Source organism: Pseudomonas sp. PVC-3-1 (assembly GCF_057444315.1).
In genome coordinates this window covers 1,991,597-2,011,670 of the sequence record NZ_CM172023.1, presented here as the reverse complement: position 1 = coordinate 2,011,670, position 20,074 = coordinate 1,991,597, and the positions used below count along the sequence as shown (strand labels likewise).

The 20,074-nt window shown below is 65.1% G+C and carries 18 protein-coding genes; 13 read left to right on the top strand and 5 right to left on the bottom strand.

Going from position 1 to position 20,074, the window contains the following annotated elements; genetic code table 11:
* Positions 1 to 39: 39 nt before the first annotated feature.
* Together AC2T4A_RS09285 and AC2T4A_RS09280 are read right to left on the bottom strand one after the other, a co-directional pair.
* Positions 40 to 933, bottom strand: a complete 894-nt coding sequence (locus AC2T4A_RS09285; protein ID WP_486743151.1) for a heme/hemin ABC transporter substrate-binding protein — start codon at positions 931 to 933, stop codon at positions 40 to 42.
* Positions 934 to 944: 11 nt separating this feature from the next.
* The gene (locus AC2T4A_RS09280; protein ID WP_486743150.1) at positions 945 to 2,000 is read right to left on the bottom strand and encodes a hemin-degrading factor; all 1,056 of its coding nucleotides are present in this window, start codon (positions 1,998 to 2,000) and stop codon (positions 945 to 947) included.
* Between the two features lie 253 nt (positions 2,001 to 2,253).
* Here AC2T4A_RS09280 and AC2T4A_RS09275 point away from each other — a divergent pair, with 253 nt between their 5' ends.
* On the top strand, positions 2,254 to 2,589 hold the full coding sequence (locus AC2T4A_RS09275; protein ID WP_416750039.1) for a Rieske (2Fe-2S) protein: 336 nt from the start codon (positions 2,254 to 2,256) through the stop codon (positions 2,587 to 2,589).
* Between the two features lie 108 nt (positions 2,590 to 2,697).
* Here AC2T4A_RS09275 and sfsA read toward each other — a convergent pair whose 3' ends face one another.
* Together sfsA and AC2T4A_RS09265 are read right to left on the bottom strand one after the other, a co-directional pair.
* Positions 2,698 to 3,405 (bottom strand): DNA/RNA nuclease SfsA, encoded by a 708-nt coding sequence (gene sfsA, locus AC2T4A_RS09270; protein ID WP_486743149.1) that lies wholly within the window; start codon positions 3,403 to 3,405, stop codon positions 2,698 to 2,700.
* The gene (locus AC2T4A_RS09265; RefSeq protein ID WP_486743148.1) at positions 3,405 to 4,577 is read right to left on the bottom strand and encodes a pyridoxal phosphate-dependent aminotransferase; all 1,173 of its coding nucleotides are present in this window, start codon (positions 4,575 to 4,577) and stop codon (positions 3,405 to 3,407) included. The genes sfsA and AC2T4A_RS09265 overlap by 1 nt, the downstream gene beginning before the upstream one ends.
* A gap of 334 nt (positions 4,578 to 4,911) precedes the next feature.
* Here AC2T4A_RS09265 and dksA point away from each other — a divergent pair, with 334 nt between their 5' ends.
* The 11 genes from dksA to pgi all read left to right on the top strand — a co-directional run bounded on the left by dksA (position 4,912) and on the right by pgi (position 17,845).
* Positions 4,912 to 5,355: an RNA polymerase-binding protein DksA gene (dksA, locus tag AC2T4A_RS09260; RefSeq protein WP_015478905.1), complete on the top strand. Its 444-nt coding sequence runs from the start codon at positions 4,912 to 4,914 to the stop codon at positions 5,353 to 5,355.
* Between the two features lie 83 nt (positions 5,356 to 5,438).
* Positions 5,439 to 6,326 (top strand): tRNA glutamyl-Q(34) synthetase GluQRS, encoded by an 888-nt coding sequence (gluQRS, locus tag AC2T4A_RS09255; protein ID WP_486743147.1) that lies wholly within the window; start codon positions 5,439 to 5,441, stop codon positions 6,324 to 6,326.
* A gap of 245 nt (positions 6,327 to 6,571) precedes the next feature.
* On the top strand, positions 6,572 to 6,748 hold the full coding sequence (locus AC2T4A_RS09250; protein WP_015478907.1) for a hypothetical protein: 177 nt from the start codon (positions 6,572 to 6,574) through the stop codon (positions 6,746 to 6,748).
* Positions 6,732 to 9,683: a sensor histidine kinase gene (locus AC2T4A_RS09245; protein WP_416750048.1), complete on the top strand. Its 2,952-nt coding sequence runs from the start codon at positions 6,732 to 6,734 to the stop codon at positions 9,681 to 9,683. The genes AC2T4A_RS09250 and AC2T4A_RS09245 overlap by 17 nt, the downstream gene beginning before the upstream one ends.
* Before the next feature lie 26 nt (positions 9,684 to 9,709).
* Positions 9,710 to 11,146 (top strand): sigma-54-dependent transcriptional regulator, encoded by a 1,437-nt coding sequence (locus AC2T4A_RS09240; RefSeq protein ID WP_416750050.1) that lies wholly within the window; start codon positions 9,710 to 9,712, stop codon positions 11,144 to 11,146.
* A gap of 761 nt (positions 11,147 to 11,907) precedes the next feature.
* Positions 11,908 to 13,317 carry a polynucleotide adenylyltransferase PcnB gene (locus AC2T4A_RS09235; RefSeq protein WP_416750052.1) on the top strand — a complete coding sequence of 470 codons (1,410 nt, stop codon included), beginning with the start codon at positions 11,908 to 11,910 and terminating at the stop codon, positions 13,315 to 13,317.
* Positions 13,314 to 13,799, top strand: a complete 486-nt coding sequence (gene folK, locus AC2T4A_RS09230; RefSeq protein WP_416750054.1) for a 2-amino-4-hydroxy-6-hydroxymethyldihydropteridine diphosphokinase — start codon at positions 13,314 to 13,316, stop codon at positions 13,797 to 13,799. Before AC2T4A_RS09235 ends, folK begins: the two co-directional genes overlap by 4 nt.
* Positions 13,800 to 13,940: 141 nt before the next feature.
* Positions 13,941 to 14,738 carry a 3-methyl-2-oxobutanoate hydroxymethyltransferase gene (gene panB, locus AC2T4A_RS09225; protein ID WP_416750056.1) on the top strand — a complete coding sequence of 266 codons (798 nt, stop codon included), beginning with the start codon at positions 13,941 to 13,943 and terminating at the stop codon, positions 14,736 to 14,738.
* Complete coding sequence (panC, locus tag AC2T4A_RS09220; RefSeq protein ID WP_416750058.1) at positions 14,738 to 15,589, top strand: pantoate--beta-alanine ligase; 852 nt, start codon at positions 14,738 to 14,740, stop codon at positions 15,587 to 15,589. Before panB ends, panC begins: the two co-directional genes overlap by 1 nt.
* A 123-nt stretch (positions 15,590 to 15,712) precedes the next feature.
* Positions 15,713 to 16,093 carry an aspartate 1-decarboxylase gene (gene panD / locus AC2T4A_RS09215; protein WP_045216800.1) on the top strand — a complete coding sequence of 127 codons (381 nt, stop codon included), beginning with the start codon at positions 15,713 to 15,715 and terminating at the stop codon, positions 16,091 to 16,093.
* Between the two features lie 87 nt (positions 16,094 to 16,180).
* The gene (pgi, locus tag AC2T4A_RS09210) at positions 16,181 to 17,845 is read left to right on the top strand and encodes a glucose-6-phosphate isomerase (protein ID WP_486743146.1); all 1,665 of its coding nucleotides are present in this window, start codon (positions 16,181 to 16,183) and stop codon (positions 17,843 to 17,845) included.
* A gap of 42 nt (positions 17,846 to 17,887) precedes the next feature.
* Here the strand turns inward: pgi and AC2T4A_RS09205 are convergent, their stop codons facing one another.
* Positions 17,888 to 18,862, bottom strand: coding sequence for a GlxA family transcriptional regulator (locus AC2T4A_RS09205; protein WP_486743145.1), 975 nt, complete (start codon positions 18,860 to 18,862; stop codon positions 17,888 to 17,890).
* A gap of 100 nt (positions 18,863 to 18,962) precedes the next feature.
* On the opposite strand from AC2T4A_RS09205, the gene AC2T4A_RS09200 reads away from it, so the two are divergent.
* Positions 18,963 to 20,060 (top strand): DJ-1/PfpI family protein, encoded by a 1,098-nt coding sequence (locus AC2T4A_RS09200; RefSeq protein WP_486743144.1) that lies wholly within the window; start codon positions 18,963 to 18,965, stop codon positions 20,058 to 20,060.
* The last annotated feature ends 14 nt before the right edge of the window (positions 20,061 to 20,074 follow it).

The window sequence follows — 20,074 nt, the reverse complement described above, 5'->3', positions numbered from 1 at the left end:
CGAGGAGCAGGAACAGCGGTCGAGCGGTAACGATCCGGGTCAAGGACGACTTTCCGTGTTCAGGGCCTGCGCGGAAGGATAAAAGGCCCGGGAGAGGCTAGCCAGCCCGTCCGGGATACGCGGGCCGAGGCCACCGACCAACAGGGTTGGATCGAGCACCACTACGCGGCCGTCACGCAACGCGCTGGTCGCTGCCAGGCCGGGGTTCTGCTGGGTCAGGGCGGTGCGGGCCTTGTCGCCGTCCAGGGCGCGGTCACTGAGCACCACCACCTGCGGGTTCAGCGCGGTGAGGGCTTCGCTCGACAGCGTCTTGTAACCGTTGTGGGTCGCCAGGTTGCGGCCGCCGGCATGCTGGATCAGCCAGTCCCCGGAAGTGTCCTGCCCGGCCACCAGCAGGTTGCCGCCGGCGTGCCCGACCAGCAGGACGACGCCGGGCGCGGCCTGCGCGGACTGGGCTTTCTTCACCCACGCGCCCTGCGCGGCGAGACGCGCATCGAAGTCCGCCTCGGCCTGCCTGGCCTTGTCCGGCGCACCGAGCAGCTCGCCCAGACGCTGGATGGTCTGGTGCACAGTCTTCTCGTCGGCCTTGGCCGACAGCGTCTCGATCCGCACACCGGCGGCACGCAGTTGCTGCAGTACCGGCGGCGGGCCCATTTCTTCGCTGCCCAGCAGGATGTCCGGCTTCAGCGCGAGGATGCCCTCGGCGGCCAGCTGCCGCTGGTAGCCGATCTTCGGCAGCACATGGAGCGATGCCGGGTGCAGGCTGGTGGTATCGACGCCCACCAGCTTGGCCTCGCCGCCCAGGGCGACAACCCACTCGCTCAGCGAACCACCGGCGCTCACCCAACGCTCCGGCAGCGAGTCAGCCAGCACGCTGGTGGCAGTCAGGCAGAGGCCGACGAACAACGCACGGGCAGTCATGGAGGTCTTCATGAAATCGGCCCTCAGAGTGCCGGGAACGATTCGGCCAGCTCACGCCAGCCGTGCAACTCGGGGACACCCGGCTTGCGCGCGCCGAATACCTGCAGCACCAGCTCGCCATTGGCGTCGAAGGCTTCCCAACTGGTGATCACGCCATCGCTGCTGGGCTTGCGCACGCGCCACAACTCAATCACGCCCGGCGTCTGCAGGTGCAGGTTGAACAGCGGGTCGAGGACGTTGAACCAATCGTCCATCCACTTGAGGTTTTCCACGGTGCCGGTGTGGATCTGGATGCAGTGGGCGTTGCCGACGAAGATCATGATCGGCAACTGGCTTGCCGCGGCGGCTTCCAGCAGGCGCGGCAGTTCGGCAGTAGCCAGCGGCTCGGCCCACTCGCGGCCGGCGAGACGCAGAGCCTGGGTACGTTGGACCTTGTGCTTCTTCAGCAGGGCGAAGAAGTGGTGGGTGTCCTTCAATGCCGACCAGCCTTCGCGCAGGGCGGCGATATCGATTTCACCGTCGGCCAGCGGCGCGGCCTTGGCTTCCAGCGGGGTCAGGTCGAGCGCGGCACTCTGCTCGGCGGCGGCGAAGCTGCGCACCAGCGGAGCCCAGGCGGCGAGCTCGCTCTGCTCGGTGAGAAACACCTTGTGCACCGCGCTGCCTTGGCGATCGAACACCTGGATGCTGTGCTGGGTGCCGTGGGCAGTTTCTTCGCTGATGGCGAAGGCGCTGGCCCAACCACCGAGGAACAGGCGCAGGTCGATGTCCGGGGAAACCACCAGGGCCATCTGGCCATTGGCGGAAACGGTCACGTCGCGGTACGGCCCCTTGCGCTCGTGCACGCAATGTTCATTGCGGGTCAGCGCCATGATCTGGCCCAGCTCACCCAGCGCCGGCAACAGCTCGGCCCAGTCGGTGCGCAGGCGCACGGCGTCTACGCCCAGGCGGCTGGCCGTCAGCTCGGCCTCGCTCACGGCCAGGTGGTGCGCCGCATCGCGGGCGCGCAGGCGCGGCTTCTCGGCGCGCAGGGCTTGCCAGGCGCGGTACAGCTCAGAGGCCGGCGCAGTCAGGGTCGTCATCGCAGAATTCCTCGTTCGATAGATGGCCAGCCGCAGTGCGGCGACATGAACGAACCTTGCCACAGGAATTTCAGGAAATCTATTTGATAATTATTTGCATTAGATTGCAGAGAGGCTTAAGGTCGGCGCCGATTTCGCTGGCAAGGCGCCAGCTCACCTCTTCAGCACACGGAAGTGCACCCTCTTCCGGTATCGCCATCCGGGCGCGGATAATAGCCGCCTCGTGATGCCGCGCCTGAATGGAAGACCCCGGATGATCCTGCTCTGCGCCCCGCATGACCTGGCCGAAGGCCAGAGCCGGGGTTTCAAGGCCGCTGGCCTGAACCTTTTCGCCGTGCGCCGCCTGGGCCGCGTCTATGCCTACCGCAACCGCTGCCCGCACCGGGAAATTCCGCTGGGCTACGACGCCGAGCAGTACCTCGATAACAGCGGCCGGCTGTTGCAATGCGGGCACCATGGTGCGTTGTTCCTGATCGAAACCGGCGAGTGCATCCAGGGGCCGTGCCTGGGAGATGTGCTGGAGGCGCTGCCCTGCCGGGAGGATGAGCAGGGGATCTGGCTGGAGCCGCTGGACAATGCCCAGGGGTAACACGGTTTCGGACAGGTTCGCGAGCAAGCTCGCTCCTACAGGTCCAGACCGTTCGGCTCTTCGTAGGAGCGAGCTTGCTCGCGAACAGCCCTGCGCACCGCTTCCCGCCTAGAGCAATACCTGCAAAGGCCGCTCCAGCCGAATCTCCCGGCTATCGATCCGCGCCCCATATGCCAGCACTTCCACTCCCGCACTACGCGCCTCGGCCAGCGCCGCCGCATAGGCCGGATCGATCTCCTTCGCCGGGCGAACCGCCTCGATATCCGACAGGTTCACCGCATACAGCAGCACCGCACGCATACCCTCGCGCGCCAGCGCCGCCAGCTCGCGCAGGTGCTTGGCGCCGCGCTGGGTAACGGCATCGGGGAAGGCGGCGACCGTCGTGCCGTCGAAACCCAGGGTTACGCTCTTCACTTCCACGTACACCGGCTTGCCGGCGTACACCAGGCGGAAGTCCGCGCGGCTGTTCTCCTGTCCGTAGGCGACTTCGCGGCGCAGCTCATCGAAACCGGCCAACTCGGTCACGGTGCCGTCCAATATTGCTTCTTCCACCAGCCGGTTGGCCCGCCCGGTATTCACGCAGGCCAGGCGCCCCTGCGGGGTTTCCACCAGTTCCCAGGTCCCCGGCAGCTTGCGCTTGGGGTCATCGGAGCGGCTGAACCAGACGCGGCAACCCTCGCTCATGCAATTGAGCATCGAGCCGGTGTTCGGGCAGTGGATGGTCAGTCGTTCGCCACTGGCGGTCTCGATGTCCGCCAGGAAGCGCTTGTAGCGCTTGATCAGGCGCGCCTCTTCCAGCGCCGGCTCGAAACGCATCAGGGACGCCAGGTCTTCAGGCCGCGGGCGATGCGCTCCACCGCCTGCTGCAGGCGTTCGACGCTCTGGGTATAGGCGAAGCGCACGTGGTGCGATGCCTGGTAACGCCCGAAGTCGATGCCAGGCGTGAACGCCACGTGCTCGGTCTCGATGAAGTGCTGACAGAAGGCGAACGCGTCACCGCCGAAGGCGCTGATATCCGCATACAGATAAAAGGCACCCTCAGGCTCCACGGCGATACCGAAACCAAGCTCACGCAGCGCCGGCAGCAGGTAGTCGCGGCGGCGGCGGAACTCTTCGCGACGCTCCTCGAGGATTGTCAGGGTGGCCGGCTCGAAGCAGGCCAGCGCAGCGTGCTGGGCCATGCTCGGCGCGCTGATATAGAGGTTCTGCGCCAGCTTCTCCAACTCGCCCACCGCCTCCGGCGGCGCCACCAGCCAGCCCAGGCGCCAGCCGGTCATGCCGAAATATTTGGAGAAACTGTTGAGGACGAATGCATCGTCATCCACTTCCAGCACGCTGGGCGCGTCGATGCCGTAAGTCAGGCCGTGGTAGATCTCGTCCACCACCAGATGGCCGCCGCGAGCCTTGAGCGTGGACGACAGCGCAGCGAGTTCATCCTGATGCAACAGGGTGCCGGTAGGATTCGCCGGCGATGCGACCAGAGCGCCTACACTGTCCTGATCCCAGTGCCGTTCGATGAGCTCCGGCGTGAGCTGGTAACGGCTCTCCGGGCCAACCGGCACCAGTTGCGCGGCGCCTTCCACCAGGCGCAGGAAGTGGCGGTTGCACGGGTAGCCCGGATCGGCCAGCAGCCAGTGCTTGCCCGGGTCCACCAGCAGGCTGCTGGCCAGCAACAGGGCGCCGGAGCCGCCAGGCGTAACGAGAATACGCTGCGGGTCGATCGACAGGCCGTAGCGCTGGGCGTAGAAGCCGGCGATGGCTTCGCGCAGGGCTGGCAGGCCACGTGCGGCGGTATAGCGCGTGTGACCATTTGCCAGGGCCTTCTGCCCGGCCTCGACGATGGGTGCGGCAGTGGTGAAGTCCGGCTCGCCGATTTCCAGGTGGATAACGTCGTGGCCCGCGGCCTGCAGTTCATTGGCCCGCGCCAGCAGCGCCATGACGTGGAAGGGTTCGATGGCGCGGCTGCGCGCACTGAAGGTGGTGGCCATGGAATATTCCGAACTTTGCGACAGAGCCGGGATTCTAACAGGCCACTGATGAATTCTGGGCGGCCGCGCCTGCAATGCGCGGTTTCCGGGAACTTGCAGGCTTCGTCTGGCGAACGCCGACGATTCTGCTCAGGTTTGCAGAAAAACCCACTGGCGATGACCGGTGGGTCGCCGACCTGGCGATCAGGTCATGTGCGGGTACTGGCAGGCTCGATAACCGGGAGTAGCATCGCGGTTATCGTTCTGGTAAGTTCGCCCGCTGCGAGCGCGGGGCCGGCGGTGCCGGAGAGGGACCATCCGCGAGAGGATTAGCGAGAGTGAGAGGCGGTCATCCATGCCCACCAAAGCAAAGCAACAGAGCAGCCAACTGATTCGTGGCTTCGAGCCCTACCAGGAAACGAAGGGCGAGGAGTACATGAGTGATCGCATGCGCGCGCACTTCACCTCCATCCTCAACAAATGGAAAGTTGAGCTGATGGAAGAAGTGGACCGCACCGTGCACCACATGCAGGACGAAGCGGCTAACTTCCCGGACCCGGCAGACCGTGCCAGCCAGGAAGAAGAGTTCAGCCTCGAACTGCGCGCCCGCGACCGCGAGCGCAAGCTGATCAAGAAGATCGACGAGACCCTGCAGCTGATCGAAGACAACGATTACGGCTGGTGCGACTCCTGCGGCGTCGAAATCGGCATCCGTCGTCTGGAAGCCCGCCCCACCGCCACCCTGTGCATCGACTGCAAGACCCTGGCGGAAATCAAGGAAAAGCAGCTGGGCTCCTGAGCCTGGTTGATCCCGAACGGGGCGCTGCGGCGCCCCGTTTCGTTTCTGCGCCCTGCCATCAGATAGAAAGCCGAAGAGACGCCATGCTCGCCTCCCGCTACGTCGGACGTTTCGCCCCCACACCCAGTGGCTATCTGCACTTCGGTTCTCTGGTGGCCGCTGTGGCCTCCTACCTGGATGCTCGCGCGGTGGGCGGAAAATGGCTGGTACGCATGGAGGACCTCGACCCGCCGCGCGAAATGCCCGGCGCCCAGGCAGCCATTCTGGAGACCCTCGAACGCTACGGCTTCGAATGGGACGGCGCGGTGGAGCGCCAGAGCGACCGCCACGACGCCTACGCCGTCCAGGTCGAACAATGGCTGCGCAGCGGCCTGGCCTATGCCTGCACCTGCTCGCGCAAGCAGCTCGAAGGCAGCAACGGCATCTACCCCGGCACCTGCCGCGACGCCCAGCATGACTGGCACGGCGACGTCGCCATCCGCATCCGCGTACCGGAGCTGGACTACCGCTTCACCGATCGCCTGCAAGGCGAATTCCACCAGCACCTGGGCCGCGAAGTGGGCGACTTCGTCATTCGCCGGCGCGACGGGCTGTTCGCCTATCAACTGGCGGTGGTGCTGGACGATGCCTGGCAGGGTGTTACCGATATCGTTCGCGGCGCCGACCTGCTGGATAACACTCCACGCCAGCTCTATCTGCAGGAATTGCTCGGCATCGCCGCCCCGCGTTACCTGCATGTGCCGCTGATCATCCAGCCCGATGGCCACAAACTCGGCAAATCCTACCGCTCGCCGCCGCTGGAGGCCGACCTGGCCGCCCCGCTGCTGGTGCGCGCGCTAAAAGCACTGGGCCAGAACCCGCCCGCCGAACTGGCGCAAGGCACGCCGCGCGAGGTGCTCGACTGGGGTATCGCGCACTGGGATGCCAATGCCATCCCCCACAGCCTGACGCTGGAAGACGCGCAGCTCTAGACTGGTGCATCGACAGCAGCGCAAATTGATGACAGCGCACACCGCGCCACGCTGGATTCTGCAAACTGCTTTTCGTAGGACCGAGAGGGGCGCCTAGCCCTTGCTCGCGAACCTGACGCCCGCTTCTAAGTTGTTCGCGAGCAAGCTCGCTCCTATAAGGTCTGTCTGCCCTTCGGCAAGGGGCGCCAGCTTGCCGGCGACGGTGCGCACAGGTAGCCTGCCCGCCGAACCAAGAGAGAGACGACATGTACATTTACCGACTGGTGTTGCTCCTGGTCGTGGGCATCTACCTGTTCTCACCGGCCATCATGGACTGGTGGATCGATCCCCACGGCGCCTGGTACCGCCCGTATCTGCTGTGGCTGATCCTGATCGTCGTCACCTTCATCCTGCAGAGCCAGCGCGATGCTGACGAGCTTTAGCCTCACCCAGCTGATCCTGATCAGCGCCTCTTACCTGATGGTCCTTTTCGGTGTCGCCTGGATCACCGAGCGCGGCTTCATTCCGCGCCGGCTGGTGCGCCATCCGCTGATCTACACCCTGTCGCTGGGCGTCTACGCCAGCGCCTGGGCCTTCTATGGCACGGTTGGGCTGGCCTACCAGTACGGCTACGGCTTCCTGGCGATCTACCTGGGCGTCTCCGGCGCCTTCCTGCTCGCGCCGGTGCTGCTCTATCCGATCCTGCGGATCACGCGGGCCTATCAGCTATCGTCGCTGGCCGACCTGTTCGCCTTCCGCTTCCGCAGCACCTGGGCCGGCGCACTGACCACGCTGTTCATGCTGATCGGCGTGCTGCCGATGCTGGCGTTGCAGATCCAGGCGGTGACCGACTCGATCAGCATCCTCACCCGCGAATCCGAGCCCAACCGCGCGGCGCTGGCCTTCTGCGCGCTGATCACGCTGTTCGCCATCCTCTTCGGCGCACGGCACATCGCCACCCGCGAGCGTCATGAAGGGTTGGTGATGGCGATCGCCTTCGAATCGCTGGTGAAGCTGGTGGCGCTCTGTTCCATCGGCCTGTTCGCCCTCTATGGCGTATTCGGCGGACCGGACGGCCTGGAAGTCTGGCTGCTGCAGAACCAGGAAGCCCTGAGCACCCTGCACACGCCGCTGGCCGAAGGGCCATGGCGCACGCTGCTGCTGGTGTTCTTCGCCTCGGCCATCGTCATGCCGCACATGTTCCACATGACCTTCACCGAGAACCTCAACCCGCGCGCGCTGCTCAGCGCCAGTTGGGGCCTGCCGCTGTTCCTGCTGCCCATGAGCCTGGCGGTGCCGCCGATCCTCTGGGCCGGCCTGCACCTGGGCGCCTCGACCAACCCGGAATACTTCACCCTCGGCCTGGGCATCTCGGTGGACAGCCCGGCCCTGGCGCTGACCGCCTTCGTTGGCGGCATCTCCGCCGCCAGCGGTCTGATCATCGTGATGACCCTGGCGCTCTCGGGCATGGTGCTCAACCACCTGGTGTTGCCGCTCTACCAGCCACCGGCCGAAGGCAACATCTACCGCTGGCTGAAATGGACCCGCCGCGCGCTGATCGCCGCGATCATCATGGCCGGCTACGCCTTCTACCTGCTGCTGGGCGCCGAGCAGGACCTGTCCAACCTGGGGATAGTCTCCTTCGTCGCCACCCTGCAGTTCCTCCCCGGCGCGCTGGCCGTGCTCTACTGGCCGACCGCCAACCGCCGGGGCTTCATCGCCGGCCTGGTGGCGGGCATGCTGGTGTGGGGCGCGACCATGCTCACCCCGCTGATCGCGAACATGCAGAGTATCTACCTGCCGCTGTTCAACTCGCTCTATGTGCTCGACGACACCACCTGGCACCTCGCAGCGCTCGCCTCGCTGGCGGCCAACGTACTGGTGTTCACCCTGGTCTCGCTGTTCACCGAAGCCAGCGATGAAGAGAAAGGCGCCGCCGAGGCCTGTGCCGTCGACAACGTGCGCCGCCCACAGCGCCGCGAGCTGATCGCCGTGTCCCCGCAGGAGTTCGCCAGCCAGCTGGCCAAGCCGCTCGGCGCGAAGACCGCCCAGCGCGAAGTGGAACAGGCCCTGCGCGACCTGCACCTGCCCTTCGACGAACGCCGCCCCTACGCCCTGCGCCGTCTGCGCGACCGCATCGAGGCCAACCTCTCCGGCCTGATGGGCCCCAGCGTGGCACAGGACATGGTGGAAACCTTCCTGCCCTACAAGGCCAGCAGCGAAGCCTACGTCACCGAGGACATCCACTTCATCGAGAGCCGCCTGGAGGACTACCACTCCCGCCTAACCGGCCTTGCCGCCGAACTCGATACCCTGCGCCGCTATCACCGCCAGACCCTGCAGGACCTGCCGATGGGCGTGTGCTCGCTAGCCAAGGACCAGGAAATCCTCATGTGGAACCGCGCCATCGAGGAGCTCACCGGCGTCAGCGCACAGCGCGTGGTCGGCTCGCGCCTGGCCGCCCTGCCCGACCCGTGGCGCGGCCTGCTGGAAGGTTTCATCGACGCCCCCGACGAGCACCTGCACAAGCAGCGCCTCTCCATCGAAGGTCAGACCCGCTGGCTGAACCTGCACAAGGCGGCGATCGAGGAACCCCTCCTGCCCGGTAACAGCGGCCTGGTGCTGCTGGTCGAAGACCTCACCGAAACCCAGTCGCTGGAAGACAAGCTGATCCACTCCGAACGCCTGGCCTCCATCGGTCGCCTGGCCGCCGGCGTGGCCCACGAGATCGGCAACCCCATCACCGGCATCGCCTGCCTGGCGCAGAACCTGCGCGAAGAACGCGAAGGCGATGGCGAGCTGACCGAGATCAGCGGGCAGATCCTCGAGCAGACCAAGCGCGTCTCGCGCATCGTGCAGTCACTGATGAGTTTCGCCCATGCCGGCGGCAAGCAGGTCGCGGCCGAGCCGGTGTGCCTCGCGGACGTCGCCCAGGAAGCCATCGGCCTGCTGTCGCTGAACAAGCGCAGCGTCGATGTGCAGTTCTTCAACCTGTGCGATCCGGAGCACTGGGTGGAAGGCGACTCGCAACGTCTTGCGCAGGTACTGATCAACCTGCTGTCCAACGCCCGCGACGCCTCCCCGCCCAATGGCGCGATCCGCGTGCGCACCGAAGCTTCCGAGCAGACCATCGACCTGATCGTTGAAGACGAAGGCAGCGGAATACCCAAGTCGATCATCGACCGCCTGTTCGAGCCCTTCTTCACCACCAAGGACCCGGGCAAAGGAACCGGCCTGGGGCTCGCTCTGGTCTATTCGATCGTGGAAGAGCATTATGGGCAAATCACCATAGACAGCCCGGCAGACCCGGAACGCGAATGCGGAACCCGCATCAGCGTCACCTTGCCGCGGCATCCTGGCCCGACGGCCGAGCAGTAAACGAGCACGTCGAGAGAGCTGAATACATGGCACATATCCTCATCGTCGAAGACGAAACCATCATCCGTTCCGCCCTGCGACGATTGCTCGAGCGCAACCAGTACCAGGTCAGCGAAGCTGGCTCGGTGCAGGAAGCGCAGGAGCGCTACAGCATCCCGTCGTTCGACATGATCGTCAGTGATCTGCGCCTACCCGGCGCGCCCGGCACCGAACTGATCAAGCTGGCCCAGGGCACCCCCGTGCTGATCATGACCAGCTACGCCAGCCTGCGCTCGGCGGTGGATTCGATGAAGATGGGCGCGGTGGACTACATCGCCAAGCCATTCGACCACGACGAAATGCTCCAGGCCGTGGCGCGCATCCTCAAGGATCGCCAGGAGAACCGTAACGCTCCCGCCGAAGCCCGCGGTAACGCCAAGGGCGCCGAACGTAGCAGCGGTAACACCGCCCCCGTGGACGGCGACATCGGCATCATCGGTTCCTGTGCGCCGATGCAGGAGCTCTACACCAAGATCCGCAAGGTCGCGCCCACCGACTCCAATGTGCTGATCCAGGGTGAATCCGGTACCGGCAAGGAACTGGTCGCCCGCGCGCTGCACAACCTGTCCAAGCGCACCAAGGCGCCGCTGATCTCGGTGAACTGCGCCGCGATCCCGGAAACCCTGATCGAGTCCGAACTGTTCGGCCACGAGAAAGGCGCGTTCACTGGTGCCAGCGCCGGCCGTGCGGGCCTGGTGGAGGCGGCCGACGGTGGCACCCTGTTCCTCGACGAGATCGGCGAACTGCCGCTCGAAGCCCAGGCGCGCCTGCTGCGCGTACTGCAGGAAGGCGAAATCCGCCGGGTTGGCTCGGTACAGTCGCAGAAGGTCGACGTACGCCTGATCGCCGCTACCCACCGCGACCTGAAGATGCTGGCCAAGACCGGCCAGTTCCGCGAAGACCTCTACTACCGCCTGCACGTCATCTCGCTGAAGCTCCCGCCCCTGCGCGAGCGCGGTCCAGACGTCATGGAAATCGCCCGCTCCTTCCTGGCGCGCCAGTGCTCCCAGATGGGGCGCCCGGCGCTGACCTTCTCCCACGAAGCCGAACAAGCCATCCGCCACTACCCGTGGCCGGGTAACGTGCGTGAACTGGAGAACGCCATCGAGCGCGCGGTCATCCTCAGCGAAGGCCAGGAAATCCCCGCCGACCTGCTGGGCATCGACATCGAACTGGATGACCTGGAAGACGACTTCGGCGATGACGGCGACCTGCGCCCGACCAACGGCAGCGCCAGCAACCACGAGCCCACGGAGGATCTGTCGCTGGAGGACTACTTCCAGCACTTCGTCCTCGAGCATCAGGACCACATGACCGAGACCGAGTTGGCCCGCAAGCTGGGTATCAGCCGGAAATGCCTGTGGGAACGTCGTCAGCGCCTGGGGATTCCGCGCCGCAAATCCGGGGCGTCGGCTGACTCCTAGGAGCGCCCCACTGTTACCGGAGACATGCTCCGTAACAAAAGCCGGGTTCATCGGTAACGGAAACCCGGCTTTTTTGTGCCTATCGATCAACGACAGATCCTCGCAAACCCTTGAAAAATAAGGATTCGCAAAAGTTGGCACGGCATCTGCTTTGTTATTGGCACAACAACAATAACAAGCACGACCACTCACAATAAAAACAAGACGAAACGACTCCAGCACAACAAAAACAAGATCGCGGAGGCGCAGCTAACTGATTCTTTTGGAGAAGGGTAGCCGTCGGGACCAGTCCCGCAACCAGTCAAGAAGAATAAAACTGTCTTGAGACAGCACGCAAAACTGGTTGGATCGAAAGATCATTGCTCACTCAGCGACCAAAGCAATCCGTTTGCTATTGAAACCTTCCATGTGTGGAAGGTTCCCCGAAGCAGGTAGCTTCGAGGGACGGGTCTACAAACAAAAACAACAAGCCCGGTAAACATAATAAAAACAAAGCACGCACCTATTTGGGGGGGAGCCTCGGCTCCCCCAGTAGCTTTCGCTACACCCTCCCGCTCTCTCCCCGCAAGTCCCTTTCTTCAGTTTTCTTCATCATCCCACCCCACGATGCTAGAATCGCCGCGGCGCAGACGGCATTCGATTTGCTGCCATTTGTTTCAAGGCAGCGGCAGACACCCGCTATCCTCCAGGAAACGCCGTAATCAGGCGGCTTGCCGAGACCTGCGTATGCCATCCATACACCTATTCCCGATAGTGCACACATGCTGAAAAAGCTGATCCAGTCCATCCGATCCCCACTGCGCCGTCCGCGCGCTGTCCGCACTACTCCGGAAGTCGTTGGCAATCATCAGCACTCGCTGCGGCGGGAACAGTTCAGCAGGAACGCGGTGAACGTCGTGGAGCGCCTGACCAAGGCCGGCTACCAGGCGTACATCGTCGGCGGCGGCGTACGTGACCCGCTGCTGGGCATTCCCCCCAAGGACTTCGACGTGGCCACCAGCGCCACCCCCGAGCAGGTGCGTGCAGAATTCCGCAACGCGCGGGTGATCGGTCGCCGTTTCAAACTGGTCCACGTCCACTTCGGCCGCGAGATCATCGAGGTCGCCACTTTCCGCGCCAACCATCCGGTCACCGAAGACGACGACACCGATAACGCCCATGCTTCCCGCAACGAAGCCGGTCGCATCCTGCGTGACAACGTCTATGGCACCCTGGAAGACGACGCTCAGCGCCGCGACTTCACCATCAACGCCCTGTATTTCGATGTCACCGGTGAACGCATCCTCGACTACGCCCACGGCGTACGCGATATCCGCAATCGCCTGATCCGCCTGATCGGCGACCCGGAGCAGCGCTACCTCGAAGACCCGGTGCGCATGCTGCGGGCTGTGCGCTTCGCGGCCAAGCTGGACTTCGAGATCGAGAAACACAGCGCCGCGCCGATCCGCCGCCTGGCGCCGCTGCTCAACGAGATTCCCTCCGCGCGCCTGTTCGACGAAGTGCTCAAGCTGCTCCTCAGCGGCAAGGCCGAGCGCACCTTCGAACTGCTCAACGAGTACGACCTGTTCGCCCCGCTGTTCCCGGCGAGCGCCAAGGCGCTGAAGGAAGACCCGGAGTACGCCGGCAAGCTGATGCGCCAGGCCCTGGCCAACACCGACGAGCGCATTCGGCTGGGCAAGCCGGTTACCCCGGCCTTCCTGTTCGCCGCGCTGCTCTGGCCGGCGCTACCCGCCCGCGTACTGAAGCTGCAGGACCGCGGCATGCCGCCAATCCCGGCGATGCAGGAAGCCGCTCACGAGCTGATCCTCGAGCAGTGCCGCCGTACGGCGGTGCCCAAGCGTTTCACCATTCCGATCCGCGAGATCTGGGACATGCAGGAGCGCCTGCCGCGCCGCCAGGGCAAGAAGGCCGATCTGTTGCTGGAAAACCCGCGCTTCCGCGCCGGCTACGACTTCCTGCTGCTGCGCGAGAGCGCCGGCGAGGAAACCGGTGGCCTCGGCGACTGGTGGACCGACTATCAGGAAGCCAGCGACGGGGAACGCCGCGGCATGATCCGCAACCTGGCCAGCCAGCAGGAAGAAGGCGGCGCCGCCGCACCACGCAAACGCCGCCGTGGCGGCAGCAACCGTCGTCGTCGCGGCCCGCGCACCGAAGGCGCCAGCAGCGAATGAGCGAACGCGTGTACATCGGGCTCGGCAGCAACCTCGCCGAGCCGCGCCAGCAGCTGGAAGCGGCGCTGAAGGCGCTGTCGCAGATCCCCGCCACCAAGGTGGCGGTGGTTTCCCCGCTCTACGCCAGCGACCCGCTGGGCCCGCCGGATCAGCCGCGTTACGTCAACGCCGTAGCGGCGCTGGATACCGACCTGGAGCCGCTCGCCCTGCTGGATGCCCTGCAGACCATCGAGCTGGAACAAGGGCGCGTACGCAAGGACGAGCGCTGGGGGCCACGTACCCTGGACCTCGACATCCTGCTGTTCGGCGATCGCCTGATCGACGAGCCGCGCCTGTGCGTGCCGCACTACCACATGCACGCTCGCGCGTTCGTGCTTTACCCCCTGGCGGACCTCGCCCCGCAACTGCGCTTCCCTGACGGACGCAGCCTGCCCGAGCTGCTCGCCGCCTGTCCGTTCAGCGGCCTCGAACGCCTGTCCTGAGGCATGCTGCGCCCCAGGCGTGGGGCGCACTGGCAGTAACGCCGTAACAGTCCGGTAACACCTGCAATTGACTTAGCCTTTTTCGATCCGGACTATAGGGCCCCGTTTGCCCCTGCCCGGCGCAGAACCGAGGACACTTTCATGCCTGATGTCACCCTGACCACCCTGCAAGGTCTCAAGCAAAGCGGCGAAAAGATCGCGATGCTGACCGCTTACGATGCCACTTTCGCCCACACCGCCAGTCTTGCCGGTGCCGAAATGCTGCTGATCGGTGACTCCCTGGGTATGGTGCTGCAAGGTCACGACAGCACGCTGCCGGTGACCGTCGAAGACATGGCCTACCACACAGCCGCGGTCAAACGCGGTAACAAGGGCGCGTTTATCGTCACCGATCTGCCGTTCGAGTCCGGCACCTCGCTGGACCAGTTGCTGCGCGACTCGGTGAAGGTCATGCAGGCCGGCGCCCACATGGTCAAGCTCGAAGGCGGCGCCTGGCTCGCCGAGCCGATCATCCGCCTGGCCCAGATGGGCATCCCGGTGTGCGCGCACCTGGGCCTCACCCCGCAGGCCGTCAACCTGTTCGGCGGCTTCAAGGTTCAGGGCCGCCAGGAAAACCAGGCACGGCAACTGCGCGCCGACGCCATTGCCCTGGAGCAGGCCGGCGCTGCCGTGCTGCTGCTGGAATGCGTACCGTCTGCCCTGGCGAAGGAAATCACCGAAGCGGTGAAGATTCCGGTCATCGGCATTGGCGCAGGTAGCGGCACCGACGGCCAGGTGCTGGTGATGCACGACATGCTCGGCCTGTCGCTGTCCGGCCGTTCGCCGAAGTTCGTGAAGAACTTCCTCGAAGGCCAGCCCGACATCCAGTCTGCCTTCGCCGCCTATGTGAAGGCAGTCAAGGACGGCACCTTCCCCGGCCCGGAGCACGGTTTCGCCTGATGAATACAGTCAAGACAGTCCGCGAGCTGCGCGCCGCCGTGGCGCGCGCGCGTAGCGAAGGCAAGCGCGTCGCGCTGGTACCGACCATGGGCAACCTGCACGCCGGCCACGCCGCGCTGGTGACCAAGGCCAGCCAGCGCGCCGACTTCGTGGTGGCGAGCATCTTCGTCAACCCGCTGCAATTCGGCCCCAGCGAAGACCTCGACAAGTACCCCCGCACCCTGGCGGCGGACCAGGAGAAGCTGCTCAACGCCGGCTGCCACCTGCTGTTCGCCCCCACCGTCGAGGAGATGTACCCCGACGGCATGGAGGGCCAGACCAGGCTGCACGTTACCGGCGTCTCCGAGGGCCTGTGTGGCGGCAGCCGTCCGGGGCACTTCGATGGCGTTGCCACAGTGGTCTGCAAGCTGTTCAACATGGTCCAGCCCGACATGGCGCTGTTCGGCGAGAAGGACTTCCAGCAGCTTGCGGTGATCCGCAAGCTGGTGCGCGACCTGAACCTGCCGATCCAGATCTTCGGCGAGCCCACCGTGCGTGCGGAGGATGGCCTGGCGCTGTCGTCGCGCAACGGTTATCTCACAGACGAGCAGCGCGCCATTGCGCCGGTGCTGCAGCGCACGCTGAAGCAGTTGGCCGAGCGCATCCGCCAGGGCGAACGCGACTTCCCTGCACTATTGGCCGAGGGCAGCCGGCAGATCGAAGCGGCCGGCCTGCGCATCGATTACCTCGAGGCTCGCGAATCCGCCGGCCTGCGCCCGGCCACGGCGCAAGACCATCAGTTGGTGATCCTGGTCGCCGCCTTCCTCGGCACCACCCGGCTGATCGACAACCTCGCCTTCCACATCGACTGAATTCCCCGTCCGACACCCGAATTTTCGCCTCGAAGCCGCGCCAGTCGCCGCCTTGAGCGACCTCGGGTGCTCGGGCATACTCGGCCCGCCCTCCGCGACCAGAAGAAAAACAGGAGCCACGTCATGCAGAGCATCATGCTCAAAGCCAAACTGCACCGCGCCGAAGTCACCCACGCCGTGCTCGACTATGAAGGCTCCTGCGCCATCGATGGCGAATGGCTCGACCTCGCGGGCATCCGCGAGTACGAACAGATCCAGATCTACAACGTCGACAACGGCGAACGCTTCACCACCTACGCCATCCGTGGCGAGGAGGGTTCGCGGATGATTTCCGTCAACGGCGCCGCCGCCCACAAGGCCAAGGTGGGTGACCGGGTGATCATCTGCGCGTACGCTCAGTTCAGCGACGCCGAACTGGAAGGCTACAAGCCGCGCATGCTGTACATGGCGCCGGGCAACGAACTCAGCCATACCAGCAATGCCATCCCGGTTCAGCTCGCCTGAACCGACGTGAAAGCCCGGAACAACCGGGCTTTTCTCAAGGTCAAGAGCCACAAGTTCAAACACGCACGTCTTACCCGAAGGTACGTCATGGAACACCACCTCAACCCGCTGGATGCCACCCGACTGGCTAGTTGGCAGGCATTGGCCGCCCACCGCCAGGATCTGCAGAACTTCACCATGCGCGAGGCGTTCGCCGAGGACCCAGAGCGCTTCAAGCGTTTCTCCCTCAGCGCCTGCGGCCTGTTCCTCGACTTCTCGAAGAACCTGATCCGCCAGGACACCCTCGACCTGCTGGTGAAGCTTGCGCAAGAGGCGAAGCTGGGCGAAGCCATCCAGTCGATGTTCCGTGGCGACGTGATCAACGCCTCCGAGCGCCGCCCGGTGCTGCACACCGCACTGCGCCGCCCCATCGGCGACAAGGTGATGGTCGATGGCGTCGATGTGATGCCCGAGGTGCACCGTGTTCTGCACCAGATGACCGAGCTGGTCGCCGCCGTGCACAACGGCCTGTGGCGCGGTTACACCGAAAAGCCGATCACCGATGTGGTGAACATCGGCATCGGTGGCTCTTTCCTCGGCCCGCAGTTGGTCTCCGAGGCGCTGCTGCCCTTCGCCCAGAAAGGCGTGCGTTGCCACTACCTGGCGAACATCGACGGCAGCGAATTCCGCGAAATGACCGCCAAGCTCAACGCCGAGACCACGCTGTTCATCGTCTCGTCGAAATCCTTCGGCACCTTGGAAACCCTGAAGAACGCCCAGGCCGCGCGCGCCTGGTATCTGGCCCAGGGCGGCACCGAGGCGGAGCTGTACCGTCACTTCATCGCCGTTTCCAGCAACAAGGAAGCCGCTTCCGCCTTCGGCATTCGCCCGGAAAACGTCTTCCCCATGTGGGACTGGGTCGGCGGCCGCTACTCGCTGTGGTCGGCCATCGGTCTTCCGATCGCCATGTCGGTAGGTATCAACAACTTCAAGGAGCTGCTGTCCGGCGCGTACAGCATGGACCAGCACTTCCTGAGCTCGCCGTTCGAGAAGAACATCCCGGTGCTGCTGGGCCTGCTCGGAGTCTGGTACGGCGACTTCTGGGGCTCTCGCAGCCACGCGATCCTGCCGTACGACTACTACCTGCGGAACATCACCGACCACCTGCAGCAACTGGACATGGAGTCCAACGGCAAGAGCGTGCGCCAGGACGGCACCCCGGTATCCGCTGGCACGGGCCCGGTCATCTGGGGCGGCGTAGGCTGCAACGGCCAGCATGCTTACCACCAGTTGCTGCACCAGGGCACCCACCTGATCCCGGCGGACTTCATCGTCCCGGTCTCCAGCTACAACCCGGTGGCCGACCACCACCAATGGCTGTACGCCAACTGCCTGTCGCAAAGCCAGGCGCTGATGGTCGGCAAGAGCCGCGCCGAGGCCGAGGCCGAGCTGCGTGCCAAGGGCGTGGACGAAGCCGAAGTGCAGCGCCTGGCGCCGCACAAGGTGATTCCGGGCAACCGCCCGAGCAATACCCTGGTGCTGGAGCGCATCAGCGCCCGTCGCCTGGGCGCGCTGATCGCCATGTACGAGCACAAGGTCTACGTGCAGAGCATTCTCTGGGGCATCAATGCCTTCGACCAGTGGGGTGTAGAACTGGGCAAGGAGCTGGGCAAGGCCGTCTATGGCCGCCTGGTCGGCAGCGAGGAAAGCGCCGCCGAGGATGGCTCCACCCAGGGCCTGATCGACTTCTTCCGCGGTCGTCACCGCGGCTGACGATAAAGCGAACGGATGCGCGCCAGCGCATCCGTTCGTGCGCTAGCGGCAGAAGCGCTGCCGATACTCTCCAGGCGTTACGCCCAGCGCCTGCACGAAAGCGCGCCGCAAGTTGTACTCGCTGCCAAAGCCCGCGTGCTGTGCCACGCGTTTGAGCGACGCCTCTCCCACCTCCAGCAGCTGGCAGGCCCTCTCCAGACGCAACTCCAGCAGCAGTTTCGCAGGCGTCATGCCCATTTCCGACTGGCAATGCCGATGCAATGTGCGCGATGACATGGCCATCCGCGCGGCCATCACCTCGACGTCCAGCGTCTCCTCCAGCCGTTCCCGCAGCCATTCCACCAGGCGCTCCATCTGCCCGCCCGGCGTTGTCTGCTGCGCCAGCAACTCAGTGCTGAACTGACGCTGCCCGCCAGGGCGACGCAGGTACATCACCAGCCCACGGGCAACCCGCAGCGACAGGTCCCGGCCGTGGTCTTCCTCCAGCAGGCTCAGGCACAGGTCCATCCCGGCGGTAACGCCGGCGGAGCTGTAGAACTTCTCGTCACGTACAAACAGAGCGTCGTGCATTACCTGCAAGCGAGGAAACAACCGCTGTAACAGTTCGGCGTAACGCCAGTGGGTAACGACCGGGCGCCCCTCCAGCAGCCCGGCCTGCGCCAGCAGGAAGGCGCCGGTGCACACCGAAGCACAGCGCGCGGCGTAGGGCGCGACCTGCGCCAGCCAGCGTGCGATTTCGCCTTTCTGCATGGCCGTCTGCACCCCATGGCCTCCCGCGACCAGTACGGTGCATCCGGCCGCCTGCTGTGGCCCAGGCAAGGCGCCAGTGGAGAGCTCCAGTCCAGTGCTGGAGCGGACCAGTCCGCCATCAGGCGAAATCGCCTCAAGCCGATACGCAGGCCTGGCGGCCGCCGGCAGATGCTCGTCCACCGCCGCGAATACATCGGCCGGCCCGGTGGCGTCGAGCAGCTGAAAGTCAGCGAAGACCAGCAACAGAACACAGTGGGGAGCTCTCATCAGCATTTTCCCTGAAGGCGATTGGCAGATATTCATCCATCGGCGTCAGAAGCGACAGCGGCATCACCGGCAGAATGGAAATTCCCAACCGGAGACAGCCATGCGCACTTTCCTGCTGTTCCTCATCCTGCAGCTCTGCATTCCAGCCACCCAGGCCGACGACCAGACGCTCCCTGCCTACCAGCCACGTTTCCGCCGCGAGCGCCCGGTCATTGCCGTCGTCGCCCAGAACCGCATGACCGAGCTGGCGGACTATGTCGTTCCGCTCGGCGTTCTGCGGCGTTCCGCCGTGGCGGAAGTCGTCGCCCTGGCCACCGGCCCCGGACCGGTACAACTGATGCCGGCCCTGCGAGTGCAGCCGCAGGCCACGCTGGATGAGTTCGCGCAGCGTTATCCACAGGGCGCTGACTACCTGATCGTGCCTTCCGTGCACGACAGCGAAGACCCTGTCCTGCTGGCCTTCATCCAGTCCCAGGCCGCACAGGGCGCGACCATCGTCGGCATCTGCGATGGCGTACTGGTGCTGGGCAACGTCGGTCTGCTGCATGGTCGGCGCGCCACTGGCCACTGGTACTCGCGCGCGCAACGCCTGGCGGACTATCCCGACGCGCTCTGGCAAGACAATCGCCGCTACGTGGCCGATGGCAAGGTCGTCACCACCTCCGGTGTTACCGCCGCGCTGCCAGTGTCGCTCGCGCTGGTGGAGGCCATCGCCGGCACCTCAACGGCCGCCATACTGGCTCGTCAGTACGGCGTGAAGGACTGGTCCGCCCGCCACGACAGCGGTAGCTTCAGCCTGGGCGCCGGAGGCTACCTCACCGCTGCTGGCAACTACCTCGCCTTCTGGCAGCATGAGGCCTTCGACGTCCCGCTGGAGCCAGGCTTCGATGAAGTCAGCCTGGTACTCAGCGTGGACGCGTGGGCGCGCACCTTCCGCAGCGAAGTCAAGGGCCGCTCCGCGCAACCGGTCACGAGCGCCGGCGGCCTGCAGTTTCTCCCTGACCAGGCTGAAGACCTTCCCCCGCTGCCCGGCCTCGGGCTCGATACCACAGCGACCCAGGCGCTCGACAACACACTCGACACCCTCGCCCAGCGCTACGGCGAGGCAACCCGGCATCTGGTCGCCGCCCAGCTGGAATACGCCTCGCCTGAACGATCCGGCGACCTGGCGCGTCGAAACAACATGGACAACCCTTGAACCCGCCTGGCCTT